Raw genomic sequence first — 25,718 nt, forward strand, 5'->3', positions numbered from 1 at the left:
TGTAACTTGCTAATCGAACTTGCTGACAAAACTTTCCGGTTGACTTAATTTCAGTCTCCATTAACCGGAGCTTTTGGCTGTAACATAGGAGCAGAAGAAGCAGCAGGATATTTTGCCAAGTTATTTCAGTCTCCATTAACCGGAGCTTTTGGCTGTAACGCGGCGGGCCGGTAAGTAGCGGTAACTTGTATCTTGTATTTCAGTCTCCATTAACCGGAGCTTTTGGCTGTAACCTACGGGCACATTGAAAATGGAAATCGGAATCCTAGCTAATTTCAGTCTCCATTAACCGGAGCTTTTGGCTGTAACGACAGTGAAATCGGCCTGGGCAAATGCCGCTATTTCAAATTTCAGTCTCCATTAACCGGAGCTTTTGGCTGTAACGTAACATGGTAATATGGTAATAAGTAGAAGAGTAAGAAAATTTCAGTCTCCATTAACCGGAGCTTTTGGCTGTAACCGGGAATTACTAACCAAACTGCTTGAAAAAGTGAAAGAATTTCAGTCTCCATTAACCGGAGCTTTTGGCTGTAACGCGTATTTAAAGCGGTAGGAGACGCGCTCGGGCAAGTTTATTTCAGTCTCCATTAACCGGAGCTTTTGGCTGTAACTTTTGTAATTTACAAGGTATCAGACTGGCGAAAATACTATTTCAGTCTCCATTAACCGGAGCTTTTGGCTGTAACTTCGTATAAATACGGCCGGAACGAAGGGATCAGCAAGTCTGAATTTCAGTCTCCATTAACCGGAGCTTTTGGCTGTAACTGACTGTCCCTTCGCCGCCCTTGAATAGTTTTTCATCATTTCAGTCTCCATTAACCGGAGCTTTTGGCTGTAACTCGGCGTCCAATAGTGTTCAAGCTGCCGAAGGTTCTGAATTTCAGTCTCCATTAACCGGAGCTTTTGGCTGTAACGGCCGGATGCAACCGGGCATGTCCAAGTTCGTGGCATATTTCAGTCTCCATTAACCGGAGCTTTTGGCTGTAACCTTGTCGCTGGATTTGTAACTGTACCTGCTTGAAAAAATTTCAGTCTCCATTAACCGGAGCTTTTGGCTGTAACCAAGGCCAGGAAACTGTCGTATATCGAGGCAATAATGAAAAATATTTCAGTCTCCATTAACCGGAGCTTTTGGCTGTAACCGACTTCGAAGCAAAACTCAAACTCAGCGTAGTTCCTGGCTTTGCAGCCAATCCAGAACTACCGCTGATTTGCAAAAATCCCGCAAATATAAATTCTGTCTGAAAACCCAGGTTATTTGCGAAATTTACAATTCAAACACTTAATGGCACTCCTCATAAGCAGGGCAAGTTTCCTGGCAATCGTCCGCAAGTCCCGGGTCAATTTCTTCGTAGATCATGCGCATCTTTTCATCCCTTGATTCAATAAACCACTGCCGAAGCTCGTCGTCAATCAAATGCATATCCCGATTGACAATAAGCTGGCCATTCTTAAACTCACCATAGCATATGCATCCTAAATTTACCGGCATTTCGTATAATGCTTCCATAGCCAAGGCATACCCTGTGGTACTTAGGCGATGGAACTTTCGCGGACTGCCAAATTTTATGTCCATTACCATCGGATCGGACATCATAAAAGCATCGGCGCTAAGATATTGGCTAAGGCCCAAAAACCGGCCATCAAGTTTATGCTCGCACACTACCGGTACGGTTAAATGGACTAACGCGTCGGCGCCGATATATGGCTGCTGTGTTAATACTTCTTCAACCCGTGCTAAAATCCTGCCTTGTTCATATTCGGCTAAACATTTTCCTTTATTTGTTAAATCATTTTTTTGTTCTTCCGTCAGCATATTGACCTCTGATGGCCAGCTTATCTCAAACGCTTGTCGCAAAGCACTGGTAAGCCTCCCCTGAGGTGTGGGGCCATGAAAGTAAATCAATTTTTTAGCATGCTCAATTACACTAACTACTATTTGATGAAATGCCTTGCCTGATATCATGAAATAATTGGGATTTATCCGTGTTTTAAGCACCCGGCGGACATATAAATCACGGTGGGTCGAGCAATAAGTGTTGCTAACCTCATACACCGCTAACCGTTCCTCATATGCAGGCGCTAGCGGCGGTTGATGCCAGTTCCAGCCCCGAAGCTCATCATCAACATCCAACACCCGGGCTTTAGGCAGCATTTTCTTTAAAAACATTTTTCGCTCAATTTCATTTAGAAAATACATTTGTCTACTCGCTCCTTTGTCCAAATATCAATGTCACCGCAAAACCGCCGATACTCACAGTCACGGCACTTATTTACCTTACGCTGACGCTCAGGCACACGCTCACTCCGGATTATTTGTCTAATTTTATCAATAATTTCATAGACAAACTCCCTTGCATTAGGCGTTATTTCTACCGGGATTATCTCATTTTTCGGTACAAGATACAGCAAACCGTTTCTAACAGTACACCGGTAGTAATCCTCAAGCAGCATGGCATAGCTGACCAATTGATATTTGTGGTTTAATGATGCCGATCGTTCCGTAAATTTGTACTCCACAGGATAATACTGCTTGTCAACCACAATATGCATATCAAGTTTACCTTGAAGACCAATACGCTCAGATTCTAAATAAGTATGAAAAACACGCTCACCTTCAGCCAGCCGGTATCTTTTTAGAGTTCGGCGTTCCTCCAGCTTGTCCAAGACCATATGCTCTACCTTACCTGACTCCATTTTGTAGGTAGTCTTTTTACTGACAGGACAAATATACAAAAAATAGATAATTCGCGGGCAATAGATATACTGCTTAATATCAGTGACTTTCAAGTTCATGTCCGGCCTCAATATATGTATTGATTGATTTCAACAATCCAATATCTTTGTCGCACACAGGTACAATAACAATTTTGGCCCGCTGTCGGCCAATAATCTTTTTTAGTTTGAGAAAAAGTTCTTCCCGCCGGTTTTGATTAAGCTGGCCGAAAAAGGTACTATACTGGACATGCTTAAGCCCGTAGTCTTTGCATATTTCGAAAATCCGGGTCCGAAGCTTATCTTCTTCAATATCATAAATTACAAAATTATTCATATTACCACTTACTTACAAACGGCTTATATTTGGCTTCACCACGGACAAAAGTGGCTATCCGCCGTGCCTGAAGCTGAATAATTGTTTTAAGCCGCTGTTTCTTTCCCTGAAAGTATTCCGGCGTTTCCAACCGTTCGTTAATTTTATTTGATAAACTGCGCCGGGTATCTGCGTTCAGCATGCCGTCAACCATGCCAGGCTCAGCACCCTTATTGACTAGCGCAATAACTACCCGGTCAACTACCGGCTGGCGGAATTCCTCCATAAAATCGTAAACCAAACTTTTCTTCCCCGGGCGGTCAACATGCAAAAATCCTCCGAAAGGGTCAAGTCCGGCAAGAGTTAGCGCTGTCTCAACCTGATGAGCCAGGATGCCATACCCATAATTTAGCATAGAATTAACAGGGTCTTGCGCTCCCCGGTGCTCCCGCCCCGGAAATTCAATTTTGCCTGATGTCAAAAGTTTTACACACTCCCAGTACATGTTGCCGATACGCCCCTCAAGCGCCATTACCGTGCCGCGTATTTCATCAACACATGTTCCCTTTATTCCCGGCAATCCTTTAGCTACCTCCCCCATATGATCAAGCAATCCGGCAACTTGGGAATAGTCTTCAGGATTGGCTGTCTTGCGGTATTTAGCGAAATATTTGACGGTATTTATCTGATTAGTAATTTTTCCGCCAATAAAAGCTTTAGCAATATCCACACTCCGGCTATCGCGAAAAGCAAACAGTTGCTCCCGGCGGGTAGCTACCGTCCCGGTAAGTGCAAGCGGCAATAGTTTGGCATACGGATTGCCGTTTGGTGTCATGAAGTTTATGGCAATGCCATGTTCCATACATTCCAGAATAGCATCTGTAGAAATACTTACTCCCAAACAATCTATCACTACCTGTTCAAGGTCGTGAAAGGGGTATTCACCGACGACTTGACCTTTTTCTTTAAGAATAAGCCGTTCACTTTTTTTGCCTAAAGATGATCCATAGGCAGAAACAAATAGCTGCACATTCTCACACCCACAATAATATAATTACAAGCATTATTTCCATTTTTTGTTCAATATTTACTATTTTTCGATAAAAATTAAAATAAAGCTGACTTCAGTCGGAAGCCAGCTTCTAAACTTTTGACTAATATCTTATAACGGGAAACAAGGACGCGGAAAACAGAATCTACGCGGAAAACAGAATCTACGCGGGAAGCAGAATCTACGCGGGAAGCAGAATCTACGCGGGAAACATCCAAAAGGAAAACACCCAAACTGCCGGGGGAAACAAAACCGGCGGGGATAGCAACCAAACCCAAAGCCAAATATAAATTGACGATCGTCACTCCTCGTAGTGCTTTCTTCTTCCCATTCTTCTTCATCATCCCATTCCTCAATCTCAGGATCTTCCCAGTAAAGGTGCTTTCTATCAGCCATTCAACTACCTCCTTAACCCTTTTTGTTACATAATATGCAGACATTTATTTCACGGTTACTAATAAATTATTCCAATAGTGACCAAAGTCAGGTAATTATTAGCAGTATGGAAAAGTACTGGTATCCATAGAGATTTAACCCGGTTCCTATCCATGCTCATACACAAGTATTCTAATAAATGCTTATTGTCTACATAATGGAGATATAGCAATACACTCAACACCAACTTGCCGCAAAATAATCCCCCGCAGACATAGGTTTTTGGCCTATTATCTGCGGGGGGTAGCCTTTTTAAACCGGTTATGGGTATTTATTCCTCAAAAACCGTTTTTAGTGATATAGTTAAGTCTTCTAATACACCTACTTCGATTTCGTCCTGCTCGCTATACATTCCAGGCTTGCCATAATGGCCATCACTACCAAGTTTAAAGACCAGTACAGTGTTATCATTGGGATGCACAATCCAATATTCTTTGACGCCTGAACTTTCATACAGGCGAAACTTATCTCGTAAGTCTTTAAACGCTGATCCCGGACAGATAATTTCAACAATTAAGTCAGGAGCGCCGGTACAGCCTTTGTCGTCAAGCTTACTCTTATCACACACTACAACTATATCAGGCTGTACAACATTTGTTGCCGTTTCATCAGTCTCATTACTTTGCGGCAACCGCACATCAAACGGTGCCGAATATACCCGGCAGGATTTATCCAGCAAATAATTTGAAAATTGCCGCAGCATTTCGACCAAAATCTCTTGATGCCGCCGGGATGGAGCAGGACTCATATTATGCGGCACACCGTCAATAAGCTCCCAGCGCTCTTCAAGCGGCCAAGTTAAGTAGTCGGCGTAGGTGTATTTTTTATGTTTGGGTAGCGGATGGGACATGAATGCACCTCCTATGGGATTACTCCAAACCATATTCGCTATCATAAGATAGATTGACCAAGTTGGGCTGCCCCTTTGCTCCAAATATAACCCTACGTTTTTTAGCAAGCTTATCAAATTGCTTCCAACCTAAGGACACAAATAATTCGTTTGCACTTAGCGGGTCATTTTTATTTATAAACCTAATATATTCATCCTTTAAACTCATAGGCAACACTTCGATACTGTCAAAAGCTTTATAAAACTCGTCTTCCAAAAACTTGTCAGCAGCAAACGCTTTTAGATTACTAATACAAACATCATTAAATTCCGTAAAAGCATTCAAATAATTCTGATTCCAGTTTTCCGCAATTTTATCTTGATATATGTTGTCCAAATATGTAGTGATTTGCTTCTCGTCAATAAATTGTCCATTAATATCTTGCAATATAATTAGAGCCTGCTCAACTATGCTTTGTTCATATACCGCACCGTCACATGGTTGAGTAAAAACGTAAACCGGCGCCCATTCATAAATACGTCTGCGGTTTATCCGCCCAAATCTTTGAACTAGCGCTTCAAGTGGTGCCGGATCAGAATAAAGCACATCTAAATCAATATTTAAGCTGACCTCAACCACTTGAGTGGCAACAATAACTAAAGATTGTTCAGAGGATTCACTGCCGCCAGCAGCTACAATAATATCTCTTTCTTTTATCGTACGATCTCGGTTATTGAATCTGCCATGTAATAACATGATCGGCACTTGCTGCCCCAGTTTGTCTTTTAATTGTTGATACACCTGTTGCGTACGTTTAATAGTATTACAACAAATTAATACCTTTTTTCCTGAGCGTGCTTCAAGTTCAATCTCACCTAGTATGTCTTCTGCAGTCAAATCTCCCGGCCGAATAAACAACCTATGTCGCCGGAACTTTTCAAATACTTCGTCTGTAGCTTTGATTAAACGATAGTTGCCTAATATTTGTTCAAGCTTCTCAATTACTATGCCAGGTAAGGTAGCTGACATAACAAAAAACTTTGCATGATAAGTTTCACGCAGGTATTTTACAGTCGCAAATATCTGTGCCAACCGCCTAGGCGCATACGCGTGAATTTCATCTAAAATGAACGCCGCATTAAAACAATCTGTCAATAAAGTTTCATACCCTTTTAACCGATATGTAGCTTTGAGTATTTGGTACGGACTTAAAACTCTTACCGGATAGCAATATAACCGTGCTAATGTCTTTTCCCATTTGGCCAGCTTAGCTGCTACTTTGTTATCCAGCTTTTCTTCCAAATAACGTCTATATTGGACTAATATACTTCGACTATGTTCCAGTCCTACCGCCCCCGGAAAGCTATCCGCGGTTAAACGCTCATACATGGCATTCATGCTAGCTTGGTAAGGCAGGCAGTAAATCAGGCGCGGCATAGCCTTGCCTTGTTCAGTCTGGGAGCAAGCCCATAATATGGCCGCTTCGGTTTTGCCAGAACCAGTAGGTGCTATCAGCACTGCAGAGCCCTTAGTCTTGACAGACTCTTTTTGGTGGGGATACAAACTATCAATTGATTTATTCCAATGATTAATTAGTTTTTCAGGATTCTGTACCGGAGAAGGCGGTATTTCCACGTGAGCTGAAGCAACATGGTCACTGCTAATAACGTGGCCACGAAGCAAAATCGAACTAAGCCTAAACTCAGAAATATTATTACCAGTCTCTTGCCAGACAGTAAGTTTATTTAAATAATAACGGATTGTCTTGTACGCCTTACTTGAAAAGGATTCATTATCAAATTGTATGAACTTAATATGATCAATTCTACAACTAGTAAACCCTAGCTCATTAATCCAACAATTTGAGTACTCTGCTAACCAGCGCCAAAGCTTTTGCAAAGTCACTTCCTTAAGTTGAGTAATCATCTTTGTTACCGGATCATCTTCCGATCCATCTATCACTAAAGTTAGGTCGGATAAATCGGCGCCCTCCTTGTGGTGATAAGCCACCGCCGCAGCTATCCAATACTTCTCTTCTTCTGACAACCCATCCAGCCAGTCTACAAAAGCCAAAGACAAAACCTCGTGGCGATGTCCCCATGTTTTGCCGCCTTGTCGAAGCATCTGCTGAAAACCAAGTGCGGCCTTACCAAAATCATGTATCATGCAAGCCCAAAATAAACAATTCCAAAGCTTTGGGAATCCAATAGTTTCAGCAAGATTAGGACGTAGCTTCTTCAATTCGGCAAGTCGTTTTAAAACTTCAAAGGTATGAGAAAATAGCGTTTCGCCGGATATATTGGGCTGAACCGGACTCTTAGCCCAAATATCGTCCAACCAATCAGGACATTGACATTTATTATTTTCCACCTCTGCCTCCGGTAAAACCATGAAATAAAAGACCTAAATTGACACCTTTATTTACTGGCATGGAAGCATCAACCCAATACTGTTCGGCTGCAACCTTGAGAAATTCTTGTGAATCAGTAGTATGTATCCGTTGATTGAGTACAACATAACGTTCAAAAGTTGGCGCACGTCCTTTAGAATAATCAAGAAAACGCGGCATAAGAACCGAATATCCTCGGGCCGTCTTCATTGAAAACTCATACGGAGCAAGCGTATGTTCAAAATATGCGTCCTCTTTTTTGCATAGATCAACAATCTGAATATCGGTATACGTGAATAAATCTTGCGACCTGCCCAAAGCTACAGGGTAACGCGGCGAGTAAAAATATTGAAGCCACTCAGGCTTGTTAATATAGAGCACAAGTTTAGGTTTAAAGAAAATAGTACGTTTATAAGGATTTACAGCCCCCTCAAGCACCTTTGGCATGACGGTTCCTGGTAACTTACCGCCAGCCGCTGCTAATACATGAATGTGCTCAACATCGTCAAATTTGCCTTCATGTGTAAAATGATATGCAAATAAAACCTCTTCCGGATCAATCCATTCGCCAATGGCACTGCAAATGTGGCCGTAAATCGTTGCTGGCGGCGGCATTTCAAACGTTGGCTGAATGCCTAGCATAAAGTGAGGATAGCGGAAAGAAGTTGTTAAACCTTCCGCCGTTACCCGCAAAACCTTCATAAGAAAGCCTCCTAATCAAGCCAATTGACATTTTCATTCTTATTAAGTTCAGCGACAATTTGTTTAAAAACTTCACGAGGATGGCTAATCTTAATCGAAGTAATTTGACTTTTTGCACAAAATTGCTCAAATTTTTCCCGCTCGTTGTCTAAGTATCCTTTTGCCCACCCAATATAAATATTTGATAAAATTTCATCAGCAAATACCGTTAATACTTCTTGTAGCGCTTCTGTCTTTATTTCAGGTAAATTGCGGGAGTTATGTCCAACTACATAATTAAAAATATGATTACCGCCCCTGGTCACAGCAAGTAATACCAGCGGCGAAGTTACATCGGTGTAATGAAGCGATTGCTTTGCCCCGCCATTAAGTACAGCCATACCTTCCATTAAGGCCGCTATCCGTTCAATCCGTTGCTCCTTTGGCAGTCTATATGCCTTTTCGCTTTCCAAATGCTCCAAACCTAACTGCTCTGCTTCTTTCGTGCGAACTTCGTCGAGATTTCTATATCCAGTCTTTTTGCAATACCAATATGTACCTGTAGCGTTAAGATCTAAGGAAAACAAACCTTTTAAAGTAGTGCGGTAAAATTGATGTTCATACGGTACAGGATTACCTTCTTGTCGAGCCATCACACCAAAATCTTCGGTAATATTAGCAAGTGGTGCAATAGAAACTAATGTGCTCATTCTAAACGGCGAAACTCGCGTAACAGTATCAACCGTTTCGGTTGAAGACATTAGTTGCGCGTCTGCTTCTCGTTTAGCCTTGGCTGATTCCCTTTTTGACGGTGCCCGCATGTAGCCAAACAAATCATCATCCCACCATTTTATCGGATCAGCATCTGTATAGGCGATTTTGTCTTCCCGATAAACAGGGGAGGCTTTCCAGTTTGATTTTAAATTCTCCAGTGTTGTCCTGAGCCAATACCGGTACGCTTGAGCCGAGACATAGGGGTAGTATCCTTCCTTAGTTCTAATTAGCTTGACACCCACTTTGTTATCAGTACGCTCACCCGGCATATTCCCCAGATTGTTTAAAGCCGATGCTTGGGCATCAATTAGAACCACTCCTGTCACAAATGCCATTTTTTACTCCTCCTTATCTTCTTCACTTTCTAAGTTAGTAAATACATCACTGTTTTTGCTAAACCATTCAAGTTCATATAGTTTCTCGACCACTTTGATTAACACAAGATCCCGTGCTAAACGCCAATCAGAGTATGCAAATTCTTCTGCTTCCTCGAAAACGCTTAAATACAAATCAAAATCAAGTATAAGACTATTTCCTTGCTTAACATTTCTCATATTAGCCTTAATTAAAATATTTCTCAGATACTCGTACTTGTTGACCCGATAAAAGTCTGTAAAAAATTTCTTATCGTTCTCCTGTCTTATATATTCGGCTAATCTTTCTCCCAACAAAGCAATCTTTTCTATTCGTTCACTGTTCATTTTCATCACCTTCCTTAGAAACAATTTAGTGATCTCCCACGAAACCAAATTATATTCCTGTTCAAGAGAGTAAGCTAGGCGCGGATCTTCGTCAGAACCTTTAGAGGAAGGAACCCGTAAAAAGTAGCGTCTGATAAAAGCTAGAACGCCATTAGGCAATTTGAATAAGTCCTCGTATAAAAAATTTCGGAGAGGTTTATCCTCATTTACTCCTTTGCTCTTTTTCTTGAGCGCGACTCCCCCTGAATGCTGCCAAGCTCTATTTACAATCTCTTGCCACTTAATTTTATACGTTGAATTTATAAATATTTGTTTAAAAAAATCCGTTAATTCCAGCGGCAAATAATATATGCTCAAAGGCGGATTCTGCTCATCTAACGCATTAGATTGGCCGCTATTTGTCAAATGATATGCTGTAACCGATACAAAGCCAGTCTCTTCCAATTCAGCCTGACGATATTTTTCTATCCGCAGAAAGGTATCAATAAGCAAAGTCCTGGCCGACATTTTGGCTTCTGGCATCTTTTTACTTCCCGACTCCTGCGCCAAAAGCATGACTTCACGGTTATACTGTAAAAACTCTGCCGCAAACCGAAAGGTAATATCAGGATTATCAGAATGTACCGCCAATAGCCTTCCTCCACACTTAGCACAGCCTAAAGGAAAGGCTTGTAAACATAACGCTGCTTTTCCTGAAACTGGCAGACCAGCATCCCCCCATGGATGGAAGTTGATAACTCCCTCACCAGTTAACAGCGGAATATGCTGCCTGAAGGCTCTGCCGGGAGGAAGCTTGTCCGAAAACGCCGCCGTTGTAACAGGTTCACCGGTAAATACGCATCGTTGCTCAGATGTATTATCGCTAGTACTAAAACTGCGCAAAATTCGATTGGCATACTCTCGTCTTTTTTCCGGTTGTTTGTCAAAAGCTGGCTGATTAAACCATGCATTCGTAGTGAAAGCTACCCCCAAAAAAGATTTCAACGGGTCTCGCCCGTAATTTTCTTCGATAAAAGTAGCAGCACGCTCTAAATCTTCTTGGGTCAGTTCTGTAGGTTTGAACTTTTTCGCTAACGCACATATAGTCGCAACTCCAATATCATAAAAGGGATGCCCAGTATACTGGAGCATTCAGTATTCCCCCTATTCCCTTAGATATGTTATTTATGTTTAATTAAGTTTTCTTGGTAAGAAATTTACCATATAATTCTTAAAAAAGCAACTTTATTTTGAAAAAATTTTAATTAGCATATATAATTGTGGTATTGGCCGCCGGCCAGTATTAACCCGAACAGTTGGGGGACTGAAATTAGATTTGTTATTTATGCTTCCTTCCCCGCCTAATGGGGACTGAAAAAGCGGTACTACTCACCAATAACATACTGCCCCAGCCCAAACACGCAACCCTTACCCACATGCACAATCTCTCCCAGCCTAATCAGCGGCGAAAATTCCTGCCAGCCATCACCATAAGCTACGCGGCCAACTAGTCCACCCATGTTCATCTTCACGTCCTTGCGGTGTGAGTACCGTTCCCAATCAACAAGCTTTAGCTCCTGGGCCAATGTTGGCACATCTGTGGCCCGCTCGACCAGCCCTTTATAATCAATATCAGCCGTTTCATAGCCATGATAAAAGTAGTACAGCGTGCTTATCCGCCTCAAGAGATTACGAACAAGTACGTGAAACGGAATTTCCAACACTAGACTATGTTCATATTTAAGCCTGGTCATAGTCAAGAAATCCAACGTCAAAATATCACCTGACGGGCAGTTACTTTGCAGTTCGGCCAGTGTCCGCTGACATTGTACCGGAGTGATCCTATTCGAACCCGAGTTATATATCGACCTTGCCTGCCCGCTGGCAGCGTCGACAGCCGCGACATCTGCCAGAGTAAACGGCAACCGTCCCTTACCCAACCCGACGTTGCCCAGCTCCTTAAATGCCAATACAAAGTACGGCAGATATTGGATGGCTTGTCCTATTAGCACAAGTCCAAACTCCAATGTCTCCCCTGGCGTATAATTGGTTTTAGTCTCAAGCGGCGGCTCAATAACAAACGGGCGCGGAATATCGCTATAATGTTTAAGAACAGCGCTGCCAGGCGGCGGCGCCGGTTCAAAGATAAGCGCATACGGACAGGTCTGTGCCAGCATGCAGTCCCGGCATTCGCACTTTGGCTGGCTGCAGGCGATACGGCGGAAGACATGGCCAAAGCCGCCTCTGATGGTGGACCCCTTATACGGCGGGAGGTTAAGCCCCTGCTCCCCGGCTGCTAGGGACAGGCGGTATACCGCAACTTTAAAATCTGCAAAACACAAAAACATTGATTAGCCCCCTTTAATACGGGAATATAGCTATTATTATTCCATATTTGGATTATTTTACCTGCACGTTGTCATTAAAAAAGAGCCCAAATCACCCTCTTCGGAAATGCTGCCATATTCGGACAATCTCCGGCTGTTCACATCCATATGTTGGATATTTATATTGCGCACATACATCGACGTGCCGGGCCGCCAACGCGATCAGATTCCGGCATCTACCTTTATCTGTAGTGTATTGGCAGCCTTTGGTCTGGTGGTCATCGGCCTCATTTTTAATCCGGTATGGGCTAAACCGAGAGCTTTTGAGCTGTGGCCGCTTGCTGTTCTGCTTATTTCCAGTTGGGCTAGCACGGCTTTGGGCGCGCTGCTGTGGAACACTAGCGTGCACCATATCGGCGCATCTACAGCATCCCTGTTTTAAACGGTTCACCGGTAGTGGGCGTATTTGCCTCGGGTTATTTTTAGGAGAAAACATTGCCTGGCAGCATTATGTGGCGCTTTTTCCGGTAATCACCGGTGTTATCCTGGGGACAGGTACATTAACCAATCGGCATAAAGAAACCGGCAACAGTAAAGGCCAGGAAGCCTCATAAAGCTTCTTGGCCTTTACTGGTTTAAATTCTTCATATTTGAGTTGATTCGACATTTATCTTCTGTTAAGATTGTAGCACACGCATTTACATATTTACAGTTAATCTCCAATTTAAAAGTACAACCTAAATTGGTATTAATTAGTCCAAAACATGAATAATAACGGTATAAGGAGGAACTGGCCAGTGGCTGACAAAAATGTCCAAGACAATAGTAGACTCTTTTTTGAAGGGCCTGACGATAGCTTGAGTCCCCGCGAGGCCATAGCCGAAGCCAAACGCTGCTTAAACTGCAAAACGCCATCCTGCCGGACAGGCTGTCCGATTGAGAATGAGATACCCCAGTTCATTGCGGCCCTGGCCAAAGGTAATGTTGGCGAAGCGAGCAGTATTATTGCCCGCCGCAGCAATCTGCCGGCCGTATGTGGCCGGGTATGCCCTCATGAACACCAGTGCGAAGGCGCATGCGTGCTGGCCAAGAAAGGCAAAGGTATCCGTATTGGCAAGCTTGAGCAATTTGTCGCTGACTTTGACGCGGAAATGGAGCTGACCACCCCTATTCCCCCGAGTACGTTTATCGGCAGAGTAGCAGTCATCGGCTCCGGTCCTGCCGGACTGACGGTCGCCGGCGATCTTGCCAAAATGGGCTATTCGGTTGTCGTCTTTGAAAACCAGACCGAGCCTGGCGGTGTGCTCATGTACGGTATCCCGGACTTTCGTTTAAAAAAGGATGTCGTCCGGCGGGAAATTCGGCGAATCGAGCGGTTGGGCGTCAAATTCAATAATGAAATTTTGGTCGGCCCGGACATCACGATTGATGAATTGTTTGCCGACGGCTATGACGCTATTTTTATCGGCACAGGCACGGCCTTACCCCGGACACTTGACGTGCCGGGCAAGGATTTGCCCGGCGTACTGCAGGCCACTTACTTTCTGCAAATGGTAGCATTAGCCCGGTCCGGTCAAGTTGACCGCAAGGAAGTGCCTGTGCAACTGGGCGACAACGTCATTGTCATCGGTGCCGGCAATGTAGGCATGGACGCCGCCCGCACCGCCATCCGCCTGGGAGCACGGGCTACGATCGTCTACCACCGTACCGAAAAAGAAATGACTGCCTTACCGTCAGAATATCAACAAGCGCGGGAAGAAGGTGTCGAATTTGTCTGGCTGGCCAGTACCCGGCAATTTCTCGGCAAGGACAAACTTACCGGCCTTGAGTATGAGGTCATGGAAATAAGTAGTAGCCAAACTCTTACGGGAACAGGACGCCGGGAACAACTCAAGGCTGACAAGGTTATTCTGGCGATCGGCCAGCGCCCGGCAGCCAGAATTGTCTCCACCACTAGAGGCATCCAGGTTAATGATAAAGGCTATGTTATCACAAAAGACCGTCCTTACGGCATGACTACCCGGCGCGGCGTATTTGCCGGCGGTGATGTCGTGCACGAGCCGGCCACTGTTGTGCTGGCCATGAAAGAAGCCAAAAAAGTCGCCCAAGGTATTGCCATGTATATTGAAGCCAAGAAATTGCTGGAAGACTGCGGCGTGTAAAAACAGCCCTTTGCCGTCAACAGTAAAGAATAAAAACCGCTGAATCCTGATCAGGATGTCAGCGGTTTTTTTACTCTCTGCCACCATTTTTAGAAAGTAAGCGTAAAAGTATCCCCACATAGCGTATATGCTTCAATCCTGGGATAATGATCTCAGGAGGGATAAGCTGTATGGAAAATACAATAACAAGCAAGCGTAAGGCCTACTCTGCTGTCGAAAAAGCAGCGCTGATAGCAGCATATAAAGCCAGTGGCCTAAGCAAAAAAGAATGGTGCCAGGAAAATGCTATTGGCCTGAGCACATTGCAGAGATGGCTGCAGCACGAAAAAAGCAGGACCAGCCGCAACCGGTACAAAACTGGATTCCTGTCATCCAGGCTGCGCCAGAACGATCAGCCAGCCTCGAAATACAAATCGGCAAATGCAAAATTGCCGTAGATACTAAAACAGATAAAAAACTCTTGGCAACGGTGCTTGGCGTACTGGTGGAAGTATGCTGAAACTATCGGAACATACACCAGTCTTTTTAGCCTGCGGGGACACCGATATGCGTAAATCCATTAATGGCTTAAGCGCATTGGTGCAGCATAGTTTTAAGTTGGATCCGTTTCAAAAAGCACTGTTCGTCTTTTGCAACAAACAACGCAATCGAATTAAGATTTTAACTTGGGAAGACAACGGCTTTTGGCTGCATTTAAAGCGCTTGGAACGAGGCCGTTTCAAATGGCCGACACTTGACGACGCCACCATGGCGCTTACCACAGAAGAACTGTGGAACCTGATTCAAAGCCCGGGCATCGAACAAAAACTGCGTCGCACGCAAGTTTTAAAAAGCCGCTAAAGTATTGATTTTACTGGCTTTTCGCCTCATTTTCCGGTATAATAGAAGATAAGAAAAATGGTATCGGAAATGAGGATTTTTTCTTGCAAACACAGGCACAGCTTGAAGAAGAAAATGCGGAATTAAAGAAACGCGTTCAGGAATTGGAAGCGCTCAACAAGTGGTATATGGAGCAGTTGAAGCTGCTTCGCCAAAAAAAGTTTGGCGCTTCTTCGGAAAAAAGTAAACGCGATGACCAGGAACAGTTAAACCTCTTCAATGAGGCGGAAGCTGAGCGCCAACCGATTGCTGTGGAGCCGGACGTGGAAACCATCAGTTATCAGCGCAAAAAGGGTAAACGCGGAGAAAACATAAAGGACTTGCCGGTAGAAGTGATTGAATATACTCTGCCAGAAGGTGAACAGACCTGCCCTGCTTGCGGTGAAGAGCTGCATGTTATGAGCAAGGAAGTACGTAAGGAATTGACGATTGTTCCGGCAAAGGTCAAGGTTATCGAGCACGTAAACTATGTATACGGTTGCCGAAATTGCGAGAAAAACAATATAGAGACGCCGATCATCACGGCTAACGCGCCGAAAGCGTTGCTGCCTAAGAGCATGGTATCCGCCGAGCTTATGGCCTATATCATGAGCCAAAAATTCGTCAATGCTATGCCGCTGTATCGGCAGGAGCAGGAATTTAAGCGGCTTGGCGTAACGCTTTCCCGCCAAAACCTGTCCAACTGGGTTATTAAAGGTGTCGCACTTTTGGAGCCTTTGTTAGCAGCCCTAAAAAAAGAGTTGCTTTCAAGGGATCTGTTGCACGCCGATGAAACTACTCTGGAAGTGTTGTGTGAACCCGGCAGACCGGCACAGACAGATTCCTATATGTGGTTATATCGAACGTCCGGGGATACGGATCATCCGGTTGTGCTCTATGACTACCAGGAAGGGCGCAGCGGGCAATTTGCCAAGGCGTACCTTGCAGGGTTTTCCGGCTATCTTCAGACCGATGGTTGGCATGGCTATCACAAGGTAGAAGAAGCCGGTGTAACCTTGTGCGGCTGTTGGGCACATGTTCGGAGAAAATTCAATGAAGCCTTGGTCGGCCCTGCGGCTAAACAGCCGGATAGTAAAGAAGCGATAGGTCTTGCCTATTGCAATAAGCTTTTCGATGTTGAAAAAAAGGCCGAGCACATGACGCCGGAAGAACGGCATGAACTAAGGCAAAAAGAAGCTAAACCAATTATCGAAGAGTTTTATAAATGGATAGAAGCTTGTTGGGCTGATACCTTGCCGCAAAGTCTACTGGGCAAGGCGCTTACCTATGCCCAAAATCAGAAAAAGTATCTGACAGCCTATTTGGCCGATGGCCGCATCGAAATATCGAATAATCGTGCGGAGCGATCTATCAAGCCTTTTGTGATTGGACGAAAAAACTGGCTGTTTTGCAATACGCCTGGTGGCGCAAGATCGTCCGCCGCTGTTTACAGCCTGATTCAGACGGCTGCAGAAAATGGATTAAATCCGCAAGCCTATCTGGAATATGCCTTTAGGCAAATCCAACTGCAGGATACGCTCTGTATTGAAAAACTACTTCCGTGGGCTGAAGAAATTCCTGTAAGCTGTAAAATGCCTAATAAAAAAGCATAACGGTTCCAACAGCCATCTGATGTTTTATCATATCGTACATCAGGTGTTTTTTTATTGATAGGTGGTTTTGCTTTGACGCTTACTTTAGAAAATACCGGTGAATACGGTCATCGGCCGTAAGTGCGGGGTGAAAGGCCGTTGCAGGCAGTTGCCTTGCCGGGCGACAACAATTTTCCCGTTGACTTCAGCCATGACCTTGACGCCGGGACCGGCGCTTACAATGTAAATTATTTTCTGAGTTTTGCCTTGATGGCCCGGACGATTTCACGGACAAACGGACCATGGTCATCGTTGGCGTAAGCCTTCAAGATCCCCGCTGCCACCTGCCTGATAGCGCTCTTTATCATCTCATCGTTGGCGTACGGCTGCCCTCGCAGTGTGTCCTCAATAAGTACTGCCGCAATCAACGCCTTTTCCGCAGCCTGGGTATTTATGTAGGTAACCCAGTCAGCCTGGCCAATAAAAATTTTACCAACCGGGGCAAAAATTTCTTGTGCCAGTACGGAAAGTTCGGCCGGCCGTTCATCAACGATAATAACCGGCTCCGCCCCTAACGCCATTTCAGCGGCGTGAGCAACAAACTTGACTCCAATACATTTAACATGTTTGGCTGCTGTCTCTTCAAGCACATGCTGCGCAACATTGGTAGCAATATTAATAATGTTGAGCGGTTGTCCCAGCTGGTTAAAATCTTTAATTAAACTGATTACCTCCCGGTCAGGCACTGCCAGGATTACTGTGCCCACTCCAGCCAGTTCTTCCGGAGTGGAAGCAACCGCAACTCCTAATTTTTCGGCTAAAGGGTTCATCCGGTCGTCATTGCGGTCAAAAATTGTCAAATTGACATGACCGGCCAATCTACCGGACAACACCCTGCCCATGCGGCCCACGCCAATGAGTCCGACCTGTTTCATTTATTAGTCCACCTCGTTTAAATAAGGTTACGTTCCATAACAGTCACCGCATACAATACAGTAGATTCCATGTAATATATGCCCCTGGTTGGCAAGTGGTGAAGACGGATGACTTGCAGAAATTAACGCTGAATTAATAAAATGCTAACATACTCCGGCCTTGCCGCCAGTACAATTTAATATATAATTTAATATATAGAGACAATTGTCTGCAACCATTTGCCGCTGTTTTTTAGTTATGTCGCCAACAGACTTGTTTTGACCCAAGTCTGCCGGACAAAAGAAGGGGGATTGCTTTTTGATTAAGTATTATGTGCTAGACACCAATGTGCTGTTACACTCTCCCTACGCGATTACCGCCTTTAACGAACACACGGTAATAATTCCCGAAGTAGTCCTGGAAGAACTGGACAAATTCAAATCCGAAACCGGCGAACGTGGCGCTAATAGCCGCCTGGTCAGCAGGATGATTGACGCCTTCAGGTCCCAGGGCAACCTGCTTGCCGGCGTGGTGCTCAATGACCAGGGCGGTCTTGTGCGCATCGAGGCCAATCACCTTGATACCCATATGCCGCCCTACTGGGACAAAAGTAAGCCTGACAACCGTATTCTCCAAGTATGTAAAGGTCTGGCCGAAGACAATCTACCCACTATTTTAGTCAGCCGGGATACCAATATGCGGGTAAAAGCCGCTATTTTGGGGATTCAGGCTGAAGACTTCCGCAATGAAAAAGTAGCCAGTGTCGAAGAACAGTATACCGGACGGGCGGTAGTCTATACCTCATCAGCTATTATTGACAAATTCCATCAAGATGATGGCAATTACATTGACCCGGAGGTTCTCAATGTCTTTGACGAACAAACCCACAATATGACCTCAGTAAATCTCGTGACCAATCAATTCCTGTTAATCCGTTCGTCTGACAAGGAGCGGCACACTGCCCTAGGTCGTTTCGACGGCGAAAAAGTCGTGCATCTAAGATATCGTAGCCGCAACCCATTCGGCGTTTCCCCGCGCAATGTCGGACAGGTGTTCATGCAAGAATGCCTTATGCTCAGCGCCGAGGAAGCGCCGCTTGTTATTATTAAAGGCCCTGCCGGCACAGCCAAAACCTTTTACTCGCTGGCTGTCGGTCTCTATAACCACCTTGACTGCCGTCCCCGCGCGTATCACCACCTTTTAATCTGCCGCCCCAATGTACCTATGGATGAAGACCTGGGGTTCCTGCCCGGCTCGGAACAAGACAAAATCGACCCATACATGCGGGCTATCCGTGATAACTTGTTTACCCTGATGTCAGGCCACAATATGACTGAACCTAAAGAAATTGAACAAGCTGAAGACACTGTCCAGATGTTGTTTGACAAACGCATCATCCAGACCGAAGCCTTAGCTTACCAACGCGGCCGCTCCCTTCAAAAATATTGGATCATTCTGGACGAAATGCAAAATTCCACCCCCCGCCAAGCCAAAGGCGTTATTACCCGTCCTGGCCTCGGCACGAAAATAATCCTGCTCGGCGACCCGGAACAAATTGATCATCCCTTCCTAGACAGCCGCACCAATGGCCTAGTGTACGCCGCGGAAAAAATGAAAGGCAGCAAGCTGTGCTTCCAGGTGACCCTTAATCACGATGAATGCGAACGTTCGCCGCTCGCCGCCGAAGCATCGCTAAGACTGTAACCGAAGCCATCCATGCCCGCGTTTATACCGGCGCGGGCATTCAGCTTTAAAATCCTAATATATTATTGAAATAATGTCCTGACACCCGGCACAACATAGGGCTGGTACACAAATTTCAAAAACAGCGACAGCCCAAGCCCGGCCAAACCGCCGACGATTACACCATTAATTCTGATCCATTCCAGGTCTTCACCGACTTTGTCTTCAATAAACCGATTAAGGTCGTCGTTAGTAAGCTTATTCAGAGCACGGCCGGCTACTCGTCCGATTAGATGATGCTCGTGGTCGACAATCTTGGCTAACAATACCTTTAGATATTCCTCAGCCTGACTGCGCATAGTGTCGCTCGTCTTAAACCTCTCCCAATAGCCTTCCACCTGACCGGCCAGCCAGTCGACGATGTATTCGCGATACACTGCTGCTTGCTCATCGCCCTCGCCATCGCTCCGGCCCAAGGCACCCAGTACTGTTTGCGTTAAAGCTGTGAGCGGCCCGCCAAGATCAAGCCTGCCAATCAAGCCTTCTTTCCAGCGCTCGGCAGCATATTCCCACTCAGGAGTTTCCAGTCTGGCGGCCATAGCTGCCAGCTCTTTCTGAAACCACTTCCCCATCGGATGATCTTTATCCCTGAGTTCATCTACAGCGGCAGCCAATTCCTGCTGCAGCGCGTCAGCCGCATCCTGGAGATTGATGCCGTCAATATTTTCCATGAAGACGGTAATAACTGATGACAGCCAATTTTTATTGGCTGTTTTTTGTTTTAACTGTTCCAGATACAAAAAAATAGCCTCTCTGGTTTTGGGCTCCCGGACGAGTCTGGCAATTTCCTCAACAATTGCGTGATATAGTTCCCAACCCTTGCCTTGGGTTAACGCCCAATACGCGGCGGCAGCAATGTGCGGAGCAACAGGCTGTCGCTTAAGAACAAGCTTAAACACCCGTTCGGCATACCGGGCAACAGCTTCGGGGTCAATTGTTTTTGCCGCCTCAACAAGCAACCTGTCAATGACCTGCCGGATAACCGGGCGGATATTGCTGTTTCCGGTTTGCTCTATGAGCTTGTCTACAAGTTTGGCTTCGGCCAGCCGTGCTTTTATCGACTGTTTGCTCAAAAAATCGTCTTCTACGGCATCAGCAAGCCCTTCAATAATCCGCTCCCGGTTACGGGGAATGAGGGCAGTATGGTAAGGAAAGCCCAACGGCCGGCGAAACAGCGCAGTCACAGCAAACCAGTCAGCAACACCGCCCGCCAGGCTGGCTTCAGCCACAGTAAGCAGCATGGAAGCAAGCCAGTGATCAGGATAGATATATTTCAGGGCCACTGCAACGGTAAACAATACGGCGACACCAATGAGCACAGCATTGGCCCGCCCTTTAACCACTTTCACCGCCCCACCCCTAACATATAGGTAATTAAAAACAAAGCCATACCGGTAATACCGCCGACAACCGAGCCGTTAATCCTAATCATTTGCAAGTCGTTCATAACCCTGGATTCAATATATTCTACTAATTCTTCATTGCTGAAGCTTTCCAAGTGGCGGGCGACAAGCCGGCCAATTTCGCCGTGATTTTGGCTAACCCAATTCGCCAGACTGTTGGCCAGGAGCTCATCCACTTTAGCTTGTCGCCCTGGATCGGCAGTAAATTCATCAGCCAGCTTTTCCGCTTGTCTGACTGTCCACTTAAGCCAGCCTGCAGCCATTTCGGGGTTAGCCGCTGGTAGTTTAGCCATCTGTGCCGCCAGCTTTACCAGCACCGGCCGTAACTGTGTTTCAACTTTTTGGCTAACCCCGGCATCATTCCGGATATCTTCAGCCAGCTTGGCTAACCAATCTGCCAAGCGCCGGCGCAGGCGATGGTCGGGATGATATAGCTCCTCCAAAAATTCAGCTATTTTCTCCTGAATAATAACAGCAACTGTCACCGGGTCAAGTTTAAGCAAATTTTCCATGATCCACCCCATCAACTTGCGCTGATTTTGCCGGGAAGCATAGGCATTAAGAGCGCTGCTGTAAATATTGGCAATAAACCCGGTCATATATTTTTCCCTTGCCATACGTTTAAGCTCAGGGATTACAAAGTCAACAAGCCTGTCGACAAAACCTTCTTTCAGTCCCCAGTCAATGGCTTGACCGGCAAGCGGGGCAATTTTCACCTTGTCTTGGTGTTCGGACAACAGCAGTTCAAGCGTTTTTGCCAGTTGATCGGTGTCAATCGCTTGAACGGCCTCCCGCACCAGCCCGCCCACCAGCGTATACAATTGTTGCCGGGAATCCGGCCGGCCGGCATAACGCAGCACAAGGCTGCCTAAACCGGCCTGACTCAAAGTTTCCCGGATATTATCGGCAGTCAGCAATTCTTCCTCAACCATAGTGATGATTGCGGCAAAAATACGTTTACGATTTTTAGGAATAATAGCTGTACGATACGGAATATGTAACGGCTTGCGAAACAAGGCAGTCACAGCATACCAGTCAGCCAGGCCGCCAACCATGGCGGCGCCGAAACCGCTCGTCAACAGCGCACCCCAAAAGGTGTGCTGAAAAGGATAGCTCAGAAAAAAACCGGCAGATACGGCAACCAGCGTTGCCGTGGCCGTATAGCTATTATTAGCGCTGATGTTAATCACCTTCTTGCTCCCTTTATAAATACAGCAGCTTCAGGAATTGAAACTACGGCTGCCAACGCCGAAGAGGTTTCAGCGTCCACGGAAGAAACAACCGCCACCATGGAGACCATTTCCGCCGGCGCCGAGGAAATAAGCGCCATGGCCAACCATTTAAAGGATACGGTAGAAAGATTTACGGTATAGTTACACGATAAGACGCTTTTCCATCAGCCTTACCGCCAACGGTGTAAGCACAATAGCTACCAGCGCCAGCACCCCGGCATGCAGCAGCAGACCGGGGTAAATTTTTCCCAAAGCCATTGCCCGGCAAACTTCAACACTGTGATAAATAGGATTAAACCAGGCTATTACCTGTGCCCAGCCAGGCATGGAGCTAACCGGGAAGAATACGCCGGAGAACAAATAGGAAGGTGTTAAAAATAAGGTCACGTAATAATTAAAATTATCAATATTAAGGGTTACACCGGTATAACACATTGCCAGCAGGGAAAACACCAGCCCGGGAATAATAAGAAACAGCGGTATGGCCAGCGCCCACCAGGAACGGACTTGACCGAGGGCAACAATAACTGTCAGTATTACCACTCCGAACAACATACTTTTGAAGGTAGCGTACATTATGTCGCCGCCGATTACATCGCGTACGGTAACCGGACCGGCCAGCATGGCGTGGAAGGTCTTTTGGTAGTGCAGCCTGATAAAGGTGCCATAAGTGCACTCGAAGGAGGCGGCAAACATGGCTGATGAAGCGACGATACCTGGCGCAATATATTGAATATAGGCCAAGCCGTTAATATCCTGTACAAAAGTTCCCAGGCCGTAGCCCATGGCTGTAAGATACAAGAGCGGTTCAATAAAGTTAAACATAATGTTGGTAAACCAAATTTTGCGAAATACCGCCATATGGCGGGCAAAAACACGCAATATCGCCATTAGTTTTGTTCCCCCATACCGGTAAGTTTCAAAAATACATCTTCGAGATTGGCAGGCCTCAGCAGACAGAAGTGCTTGGGAAGACCCCAGCTATCAAGGTTGTACCACAATTCCTCACCGTTAACGGCATACAGAAAGAGTCCGTCAACTACCCGGATGGCTTCACCGCCCCAGGCTTTTACCTTGTCCTCCAAGCCATCCGGTACCTGCGAAAGCGGCAAGTGTACTTCAATAACATAAGGCAGCACGCACCTCGCAATAAGCTCACGCGGGCTGCCCTCGTCCAAAATAATGCCTTCATGCATAATAACCAGCCGGTCACATAACTGAACTGCTTCTTCCATATAATGCGTGGTTAGGATTAAAGTTACGCCGTTGGCTTTAAGACTCCTGAGCTTTTGCCATACCAGATGCCTGGCCTGCGGATCCAGGCCGGTCGTAGGCTCGTCCAGGATTACAATTTCCGGCCGGTTAATGAGTGCCCGGGCAATGACCAGCCGCCGCTTTAAACCGCCTGACAGGCTTTCAATATCACTGTGCTCTTTATCTTCCAGTCCCATAAAGATAAGCAAATCCTTGCCGCGCGCTCTGGCTTCAGCCCGGCTTAAACCAAATATTTGACCATACACCTCCAGATTTTCAATGACTGTCAAATCATCATCAAGGTTGTCCTCCTGCGGGACAATACCCAATCTGGCCTTAATGGCCGGCGGTGTCAGCACAATCGGCTGCCCAAACAGCCACAGCGCACCTTCTTCAACAGTCGACATACCATACATCATACGCATTGTTGTCGTCTTTCCCGCGCCGTTATGTCCCAAAAAACCAAAACATTGCCCAGCCGTGATAGTAAATGATATACCCTTAAGCGCCCGGAAATCTCCATATGTTTTGCCAAGCTTTTCAGCCCGGACAATTGCTGCATCCATTAATTGCCATCCCCTCTGCCCGGATATCTTCGACTGCTCTAAAATATAATAATACCAGGATCACTGATATATTAATAATATCATGATCCTGGTATTTTTTACTATATGGGATTACACTCATTCCTCAACATCGATATAAGCATCAAGCGTCCCGCCGAGGTTAATCATGGGGGTAACTACGTGAGCGGTAGCAATATTAACGGCAATAAGCGCCGGACCGCCGCCTTTCCAGGCATGGGTGAAGGCGTCGGCAAACTCTTGCCTGGTATTGACAGTAACCGCCGGAATGCCGAAAGCACGCCCGAAGGAAGTAAAGTCAACCGGAGTAGGCAGTAACGATGCGGAATAGCGTTTATTACAATAACACTGCTGTAACTGCCTGACCATACCCAGGCTGTTATTATTAATAACAATGGAGATAACCGGCAGTTTCTCTGCGGCCACAGTATAAAGCTCGCAGCCGGTCATTTTATATCCGCCATCACCGGCAATGTGAATGACCCGTTTATGAGGCACAGCCAGCTGCGCTCCCACGGCGGCCGGCAGACCAAATCCCATGGCGCCTAAGCCGCCGGAGGACAAAAAGCCGCGTGAGCCGCCCACATCCAGAAACTGTGCCGCCCACATCTGGTGCTGGCCAACGTCGGTGACATAGATAACATCCCGGCCGCCGCCTGTCTGGCGGTTTAACTCATTCATAATCCAGTAAGCCGAAAGTTCATCCTCCGGGCCTGATGGTTTGTAGGCTTCCCGCCATTCGTTGATTGTGGCCCACCATGCCGTCCAATTTCCTGGCTTGGCGGCCTGGCTGAGCGCCTCCAGAATGGTGTTCATCTCACCTACCAGCGCAACGCTGGCGTCAACATTTTTGTGTAGTTCAGCCGGATCAATATCAATATGAATGACTGTCTTACCGGCCGCATACCGGGCGCGATCACCGGTTATCCGGTCGCTGAACCTGCTGCCGGCAACAATTAATACATCGGCAGCATGCACGGCATGGTTAGCAGGCTTAACCCCGTGCAGACCGGTCATTCCCAGCAAATTAGGGTGCTTAGGAGGTAACGAGCCAATGCCCATCAGCGTGGTAACCACCGGCAGGCCGCACTGCTCAGAAAACCGCGTAATTGCCTCACCGGCGTTGGCATTAATTACTCCGCCCCCGGCAACGATAACCGGCCGCTCGGCGGTACTGACCGCAGCGGCAGCTTTGGCGATGAGTTCTTCAAAATCGGGCGGCTGACGGCTGGCCGCCAGCTTAGGCAGTTCATCGTCAAGATCGTCAAATTGGTATTGATCTGTTTGAATATCGCGTGGTATATCAACAAGCACAGGACCCGGCCGCCCGGACTGGGCGATGCGAAAAGCCCGCTTGATAGTCTCCGGCAATTTGCTGATGTCTTTGACCAAAAAATTATGTTTGGTTATGGGCATGGTAATGCCGGTAATGTCAATCTCCTGAAAAGCGTCCCGGCCAATCAAACTTGTTTGCACTTGACCGGTGATGGCTACTACCGGTACTGAATCCATGAAAGCGTTAGCCAGACCGGTAACCAGATTAGTGGCGCCCGGCCCGGACGTAGCAATACATACTCCCACCCGGCCGCTGGCTCTGGCATAACCGTCAGCAGCATGGGCGGCTCCCTGCTCATGCACGGTCAGCACATGGTGAATCGACGAATCGTACAGCGCGTCATAGAGCGGCAATATTGTCCCGCCCGGATAGCCAAATACAGTGTCTACGCCCTGGTTTACGAGGCATGCGACAATAGCTTGTGCACCTGTCATGAGCATA

The 25,718-nt window shown here is 46.2% G+C and carries 24 protein-coding genes and 1 CRISPR repeat array (1 of these 25 running past the window's edge); of the genes, 7 read left to right on the forward strand and 17 right to left on the reverse strand.

All coding sequences use genetic code 11. The annotated features are described in order from the left end of the window. Positions 1-1,142: direct repeats of the CRISPR family, unit length 37 nt; unit sequence ATTTCAGTCTCCATTAACCGGAGCTTTTGGCTGTAAC; it begins 1,554 nt to the left of the window's first position. A 140-nt stretch (positions 1,143-1,282) separates the two neighbouring features. The 11 genes from cas4a to cas6 all read right to left on the reverse strand — a co-directional run bounded on the left by cas4a (position 1,283) and on the right by cas6 (position 12,219). After that, complete coding sequence (gene cas4a / locus SCACP_RS19945) at positions 1,283-2,200, reverse strand: type I-A CRISPR-associated protein Cas4/Csa1 (protein ID WP_425059228.1); 918 nt, start codon at positions 2,198-2,200, stop codon at positions 1,283-1,285. Beyond that, on the reverse strand, positions 2,188-2,796 hold the full coding sequence (gene cas4, locus SCACP_RS19950) for a CRISPR-associated protein Cas4 (RefSeq protein ID WP_425059229.1): 609 nt from the start codon (positions 2,794-2,796) through the stop codon (positions 2,188-2,190). The genes cas4a and cas4 overlap by 13 nt, the downstream gene beginning before the upstream one ends. Next, positions 2,777-3,052, reverse strand: coding sequence for a CRISPR-associated endonuclease Cas2 (gene cas2, locus SCACP_RS19955; protein ID WP_425059230.1), 276 nt, complete (start codon positions 3,050-3,052; stop codon positions 2,777-2,779). Before cas2 ends, cas4 begins: the two co-directional genes overlap by 20 nt. Before the next feature lies 1 nt (position 3,053). Further along, the gene (gene cas1, locus SCACP_RS19960; RefSeq protein WP_425059231.1) at positions 3,054-4,061 is read right to left on the reverse strand and encodes a CRISPR-associated endonuclease Cas1; all 1,008 of its coding nucleotides are present in this window, start codon (positions 4,059-4,061) and stop codon (positions 3,054-3,056) included. A gap of 77 nt (positions 4,062-4,138) precedes the next feature. Then, positions 4,139-4,522 carry a hypothetical protein gene (locus SCACP_RS19965; RefSeq protein ID WP_425059232.1) on the reverse strand — a complete coding sequence of 128 codons (384 nt, stop codon included), beginning with the start codon at positions 4,520-4,522 and terminating at the stop codon, positions 4,139-4,141. A gap of 266 nt (positions 4,523-4,788) precedes the next feature. After that, complete coding sequence (locus SCACP_RS19970) at positions 4,789-5,367, reverse strand: Uma2 family endonuclease (protein ID WP_425059233.1); 579 nt, start codon at positions 5,365-5,367, stop codon at positions 4,789-4,791. Between the two features lie 19 nt (positions 5,368-5,386). After that, positions 5,387-7,717 carry a CRISPR-associated helicase Cas3' gene (gene cas3, locus SCACP_RS19975; protein ID WP_425059234.1) on the reverse strand — a complete coding sequence of 777 codons (2,331 nt, stop codon included), beginning with the start codon at positions 7,715-7,717 and terminating at the stop codon, positions 5,387-5,389. After that, the gene (gene cas5b, locus SCACP_RS19980; RefSeq protein WP_425059235.1) at positions 7,707-8,438 is read right to left on the reverse strand and encodes a type I-B CRISPR-associated protein Cas5b; all 732 of its coding nucleotides are present in this window, start codon (positions 8,436-8,438) and stop codon (positions 7,707-7,709) included. Before cas5b ends, cas3 begins: the two co-directional genes overlap by 11 nt. An 11-nt stretch (positions 8,439-8,449) precedes the next feature. Next, positions 8,450-9,526 (reverse strand): type I-B CRISPR-associated protein Cas7/Cst2/DevR, encoded by a 1,077-nt coding sequence (cas7i, locus tag SCACP_RS19985; protein ID WP_425059236.1) that lies wholly within the window; start codon positions 9,524-9,526, stop codon positions 8,450-8,452. 3 nt (positions 9,527-9,529) lie between these two features. Continuing rightward, entirely contained in the window at positions 9,530-11,023 is a 1,494-nt protein-coding gene (locus SCACP_RS19990) for a hypothetical protein (protein ID WP_425059237.1), read from the reverse strand. Positions 11,024-11,256: 233 nt separating this feature from the next. Further along, positions 11,257-12,219, reverse strand: coding sequence for a CRISPR system precrRNA processing endoribonuclease RAMP protein Cas6 (cas6, locus tag SCACP_RS19995; RefSeq protein WP_425059238.1), 963 nt, complete (start codon positions 12,217-12,219; stop codon positions 11,257-11,259). A 163-nt stretch (positions 12,220-12,382) separates the two neighbouring features. Here cas6 and SCACP_RS20000 point away from each other — a divergent pair, with 163 nt between their 5' ends. From SCACP_RS20000 to tnpC, 5 genes are all read left to right on the forward strand, one after another. Further along, entirely contained in the window at positions 12,383-12,640 is a 258-nt protein-coding gene (locus SCACP_RS20000; RefSeq protein WP_425059239.1) for a hypothetical protein, read from the forward strand. A 415-nt stretch (positions 12,641-13,055) separates the two neighbouring features. Further along, positions 13,056-14,360, forward strand: coding sequence for an NAD(P)-dependent oxidoreductase (locus SCACP_RS20005; RefSeq protein ID WP_425061456.1), 1,305 nt, complete (start codon positions 13,056-13,058; stop codon positions 14,358-14,360). A 170-nt stretch (positions 14,361-14,530) separates the two neighbouring features. Further along, complete coding sequence (gene tnpA, locus SCACP_RS20010) at positions 14,531-14,797, forward strand: IS66 family insertion sequence element accessory protein TnpA (protein ID WP_425059240.1); 267 nt, start codon at positions 14,531-14,533, stop codon at positions 14,795-14,797. Positions 14,798-14,852: 55 nt separating this feature from the next. After that, on the forward strand, positions 14,853-15,200 hold the full coding sequence (tnpB, locus tag SCACP_RS20015; RefSeq protein WP_425057810.1) for an IS66 family insertion sequence element accessory protein TnpB: 348 nt from the start codon (positions 14,853-14,855) through the stop codon (positions 15,198-15,200). Positions 15,201-15,262: 62 nt separating this feature from the next. Beyond that, positions 15,263-16,831: an IS66 family transposase gene (gene tnpC / locus SCACP_RS20020; RefSeq protein WP_425061457.1), complete on the forward strand. Its 1,569-nt coding sequence runs from the start codon at positions 15,263-15,265 to the stop codon at positions 16,829-16,831. A gap of 227 nt (positions 16,832-17,058) precedes the next feature. Here the strand turns inward: tnpC and SCACP_RS20025 are convergent, their stop codons facing one another. Next, positions 17,059-17,745, reverse strand: coding sequence for an NAD(P)-binding domain-containing protein (locus tag SCACP_RS20025; protein ID WP_425059241.1), 687 nt, complete (start codon positions 17,743-17,745; stop codon positions 17,059-17,061). Between the two features lie 298 nt (positions 17,746-18,043). Here SCACP_RS20025 and SCACP_RS20030 point away from each other — a divergent pair, with 298 nt between their 5' ends. Next, the gene (locus SCACP_RS20030; protein ID WP_425059242.1) at positions 18,044-19,429 is read left to right on the forward strand and encodes a PhoH family protein; all 1,386 of its coding nucleotides are present in this window, start codon (positions 18,044-18,046) and stop codon (positions 19,427-19,429) included. A 62-nt stretch (positions 19,430-19,491) separates the two neighbouring features. Here SCACP_RS20030 and SCACP_RS20035 read toward each other — a convergent pair whose 3' ends face one another. Together SCACP_RS20035 and SCACP_RS20040 are read right to left on the reverse strand one after the other, a co-directional pair. Then, positions 19,492-20,817 (reverse strand): DUF445 domain-containing protein, encoded by a 1,326-nt coding sequence (locus tag SCACP_RS20035; RefSeq protein ID WP_425059243.1) that lies wholly within the window; start codon positions 20,815-20,817, stop codon positions 19,492-19,494. Beyond that, positions 20,814-21,950 (reverse strand): DUF445 domain-containing protein, encoded by a 1,137-nt coding sequence (locus SCACP_RS20040; protein WP_425059244.1) that lies wholly within the window; start codon positions 21,948-21,950, stop codon positions 20,814-20,816. Before SCACP_RS20040 ends, SCACP_RS20035 begins: the two co-directional genes overlap by 4 nt. Before the next feature lie 18 nt (positions 21,951-21,968). Between SCACP_RS20040 and SCACP_RS20045 the strand changes: the two genes are divergently transcribed. Then, positions 21,969-22,244 (forward strand): hypothetical protein, encoded by a 276-nt coding sequence (locus SCACP_RS20045; RefSeq protein WP_425059245.1) that lies wholly within the window; start codon positions 21,969-21,971, stop codon positions 22,242-22,244. On the opposite strand, the gene SCACP_RS20050 is transcribed toward SCACP_RS20045, so the two are convergent. From SCACP_RS20050 to ilvB, 3 genes are all read right to left on the reverse strand, one after another. Next, positions 22,245-22,994, reverse strand: a complete 750-nt coding sequence (locus tag SCACP_RS20050; RefSeq protein ID WP_425059246.1) for an ABC transporter permease — start codon at positions 22,992-22,994, stop codon at positions 22,245-22,247. Then, on the reverse strand, positions 22,994-23,923 hold the full coding sequence (locus tag SCACP_RS20055; protein WP_425059247.1) for an ABC transporter ATP-binding protein: 930 nt from the start codon (positions 23,921-23,923) through the stop codon (positions 22,994-22,996). Before SCACP_RS20055 ends, SCACP_RS20050 begins: the two co-directional genes overlap by 1 nt. A gap of 117 nt (positions 23,924-24,040) precedes the next feature. Continuing rightward, the gene (gene ilvB, locus SCACP_RS20060; RefSeq protein ID WP_425061458.1) at positions 24,041-25,711 is read right to left on the reverse strand and encodes a biosynthetic-type acetolactate synthase large subunit; all 1,671 of its coding nucleotides are present in this window, start codon (positions 25,709-25,711) and stop codon (positions 24,041-24,043) included. Between the last annotated feature and the right edge of the window lie 7 nt (positions 25,712-25,718).

It is taken from the genome of Sporomusaceae bacterium ACPt (assembly GCA_041428575.1).
Classification (GTDB): domain Bacteria; phylum Bacillota; class Negativicutes; order Sporomusales; family Sporomusaceae; genus Sporomusa_D; species Sporomusa_D carbonis.

Coding starts and splice junctions, on each gene's coding strand:
- cas4 (WP_425059229.1), bottom strand. CDS start 2,796: ATGAACTTGAAAGTCACTGATATTAAGCAGTATATCTATTGCCCGCGA.
- ilvB (WP_425061458.1), bottom strand. CDS start 25,711: ATGACAGGTGCACAAGCTATTGTCGCATGCCTCGTAAACCAGGGCGTA.
- SCACP_RS19970 (WP_425059233.1), bottom strand. CDS start 5,367: ATGTCCCATCCGCTACCCAAACATAAAAAATACACCTACGCCGACTAC.
- cas5b (WP_425059235.1), bottom strand. CDS start 8,438: ATGAAGGTTTTGCGGGTAACGGCGGAAGGTTTAACAACTTCTTTCCGC.
- tnpB (WP_425057810.1), top strand. CDS start 14,853: ATGCTGAAACTATCGGAACATACACCAGTCTTTTTAGCCTGCGGGGAC.
- cas4a (WP_425059228.1), bottom strand. CDS start 2,200: ATGTATTTTCTAAATGAAATTGAGCGAAAAATGTTTTTAAAGAAAATG.
- cas6 (WP_425059238.1), bottom strand. CDS start 12,219: ATGTTTTTGTGTTTTGCAGATTTTAAAGTTGCGGTATACCGCCTGTCC.
- SCACP_RS19990 (WP_425059237.1), bottom strand. CDS start 11,023: ATGCTCCAGTATACTGGGCATCCCTTTTATGATATTGGAGTTGCGACT.
- cas7i (WP_425059236.1), bottom strand. CDS start 9,526: ATGGCATTTGTGACAGGAGTGGTTCTAATTGATGCCCAAGCATCGGCT.
- SCACP_RS20025 (WP_425059241.1), bottom strand. CDS start 17,745: ATGAAACAGGTCGGACTCATTGGCGTGGGCCGCATGGGCAGGGTGTTG.
- SCACP_RS20050 (WP_425059246.1), bottom strand. CDS start 22,994: ATGGCGATATTGCGTGTTTTTGCCCGCCATATGGCGGTATTTCGCAAA.
- SCACP_RS19965 (WP_425059232.1), bottom strand. CDS start 4,522: ATGTCTGCATATTATGTAACAAAAAGGGTTAAGGAGGTAGTTGAATGG.
- SCACP_RS20055 (WP_425059247.1), bottom strand. CDS start 23,923: ATGGATGCAGCAATTGTCCGGGCTGAAAAGCTTGGCAAAACATATGGA.
- tnpA (WP_425059240.1), top strand. CDS start 14,531: ATGGAAAATACAATAACAAGCAAGCGTAAGGCCTACTCTGCTGTCGAA.
- cas2 (WP_425059230.1), bottom strand. CDS start 3,052: ATGAATAATTTTGTAATTTATGATATTGAAGAAGATAAGCTTCGGACC.